This window comes from Gammaproteobacteria bacterium, assembly GCA_037388465.1.
Classification (GTDB): Bacteria; Pseudomonadota; Gammaproteobacteria; order SpSt-1174; family SpSt-1174; genus JARRKE01.
Genome location: JARRKE010000149.1, coordinates 1 through 2,508, shown reverse-complemented (window position 1 = coordinate 2,508; position 2,508 = coordinate 1). Strand labels below are relative to the sequence as shown.

General features: G+C 56.5%; 3 protein-coding genes. 1 reads left to right on the top strand and 2 read right to left on the bottom strand.

The window, feature by feature from the left end; genetic code table 11:
• On the top strand, positions 1 to 432 hold a 432-nt coding region (locus P8Y64_14470; protein ID MEJ2061652.1), incomplete at its 5' end, for a hypothetical protein.
• Here the strand turns inward: P8Y64_14470 and P8Y64_14465 are convergent.
• Positions 423 to 1,445, bottom strand: coding sequence for a nucleotidyltransferase family protein (locus tag P8Y64_14465; protein MEJ2061651.1), 1,023 nt, complete (start codon positions 1,443 to 1,445; stop codon positions 423 to 425). The two genes, P8Y64_14470 and P8Y64_14465, sit on opposite strands and share 10 nt — an antisense overlap.
• A 243-nt stretch (positions 1,446 to 1,688) precedes the next feature.
• Positions 1,689 to 2,508, bottom strand: an 820-nt coding sequence (locus P8Y64_14460) for an aldo/keto reductase (GenBank protein ID MEJ2061650.1), incomplete at its 5' end; no start/stop codon positions are given.

The window sequence follows — 2,508 nt, the reverse complement described above, 5'->3', positions numbered from 1 at the left end:
CCGGTGAAGCTGCGCCCGCTCGATCTAGAGTGGTTGGGTGACAGCGTTGAATTACCGCTGAATCAAGCTGTATTTGGCACCGTGACCGATCCTATGTACTTGCTGCCAAATCCCGTTACGCCTGCAAACGATGGCCGGAAATACTGTCCTTCTATGGCGATCATTGCCGAATATGATCCCGATAAAGAAACGACATTGATCCCTCTGGATGCTGCCTCTGCACTGCAGCAGTTGATGGCTTCGGGCAGCTATTTTGTCGATGATATCTGCTACGAAGATGTTGTGAATTTATCGGCGCTTGTTGAGCGAATGCCGGTATATTCGCTTTCATTTCGTAATATCGACGAGGCATTCCGGGCGCTCGCGTCTGTAATGCCGGATGTAACCGTGTGCGATGGAAATCTACCCGGCAGGGTGGTGGGTCAGCGGTAATAGAACGGGGGCTTGAGGAGTCTGATATAGGACCACAGCCATTCGCACTGGGGGTATTCGGCCGCTTTATAATGGAAGAAGGCCCGCATGCGTTGCAGTGCCGAAGCGCTAAAAGCAGTTGTCAGCGGCGCTTCAAACAGTGCTTGTGCTACCGCGAAATGAACCTGCACCGACGCGGATAAACCGAATTGCCGGATTGAAGTCTCGATAAAGCCCCAATCGACACGATTTTGAAATGCCCGGCACAGTAGCGTCGTCTCGTAGAGCTGATGCAGGTCCGTGCGGAATTTCCCGAGCCAGCCGCCTCCAACCGTGGCGTGAAGCAGGTGATGAAGCATTCTGGCATTTGGGTTCAGCACGCTAGCGTTGGCGTCATCGACCGTAATCGGTTCCACCATGCGCAGGCACTCTTGAGTGCTTAACAGGCCTTTCCTGCGCATAAGGCGATGATGCACTTCGACCGTCGCGCCCGCGCCGTCGTCAAGCCACAGCGGCGGTGCATGCTGGCTGCCGCGATAGAGCTTTGGCGCTACCTGATGATAGTCGCTCCAGCCACTTTGCCGAAGCTGTTGCAGTGCGGTGTCGAATTGTTCCGGAGCCACGAGAATATCGATATCCGTCATGACCCGTTGCCCTGGATCGGCATAAAGATTCGTCGCCAAGCCGGCGGCGCCCTTCAACAGTATCGGTTCGATACCCGAGGCATTCAGGGCTTTTGTCAATTTTCCGATCTGCTTGAGAATCAGCTGATTCCGCAGGCGATTGAGTTCGTATATCGATTGCAGATATTGTGATAATTCGTCGTCGAGGATGCGAGTCAGGTCTTTGTCCCTGATGGCAACCCAGAGGGCAGGGGTCAACCGGTGCCTTCCGACCAGATCCACGGCTTTGCGCCAGAATCGCTGGTCATCTTGCGCGCTTGTCAGTATTTCCTGCAGATATTGATCTTGCGGTCCGGAGCCTAGACAGAGGGCGACAAACTGCGCGGGGGAAAGATGTTGATGTGAGCGCATAAAGTGATTTCCTGCCGGACTACATCATTTTTATAGCACCGGGACATCATATCCGCGATAGCCAAGTCGTCTATCTAAAATCTTTCAGGAATTCCGATATCCAGTCATCGAAATTCATACATTTACATTTACGTTTATATCTTATCAGACCACTTTGATAATGAGCGCACCTTGTATGCGCTGCAAATAAAAACCCCGGCCTGATGCCGGGGTTTTGTCGTTTTATTTGTTGTGTCAAACGTTTCAGAGATTCACGGCCTGCATACCTTGTTCCGGATAACGCTCGCCGGAAGCGGCACCAAACGGAAACGCCTGATCCAGACGCTGCAGGTCTGCATCGGACAGCTGCACGTCCAACACACCGAGGTTGTCTTCCAGATACTTCACATGCCGGGTGCCGGGGATGGGCACGATGTCCTCGCCCTGTGCCAGCACCCAGGCCAGTGCCAGCTGCGCCGGCGTACAGCCTTTTTCTTCGGCCATGGCCTTGACGGTATCCGCCAGGTGCAGGTTGCGCTGGAAGTTCTCGCCCGTGAAGCGCGGGTTGTAGCGCCGCCAGTCGTCCTCGTCCAGATCCTCGATGCGTTGGAAGCGGCCGGTGAGGAATCCACGCCCCAGCGGGCTGTAGGGAACGAAGCTCACACCGAGTTCGCGGCAGGCGTCCAGCAGACCGTTTTCAGGGTCGCGGGTCCACAGGGAGTACTCGGTCTGCAACGCGGCGATGGGATGCACGGCGCAGGCCTTGCGCAGGGTGTCCGCCGCAGCCTCGGACAGCCCCAGGTAACGCACCTTGCCGGCCTGGACCAGCTCGGCCATGGCGCCCACCGTGTCCTCGATGGGCGTGTTGGGGTCGACGCGGTGCTGGTAGTAAAGGTCAATATGATCGACGCCGAGACGCATCAGGCTGGCGTCGCAGGCCTGATGAACATATTCGGGGCTGCCGTCAACGCCCTTGAATTCGCCATTCGGGCCGCGCACGTTGCCGAACTTGGTGGCGAGCACCACCTGGTCGCGCCGGTCCTTGATGGCGTGCCCGACGAGCTCTTCATTCGCGCCGACCCCG

Bases quoted from the DNA above. Each gene is read 5' to 3' on its own strand.
- P8Y64_14465 (MEJ2061651.1), bottom strand. From the start codon at position 1,445: ATGCGCTCACATCAACATCTTTCCCCCGCGCAGTTTGTCGCCCTCTGT.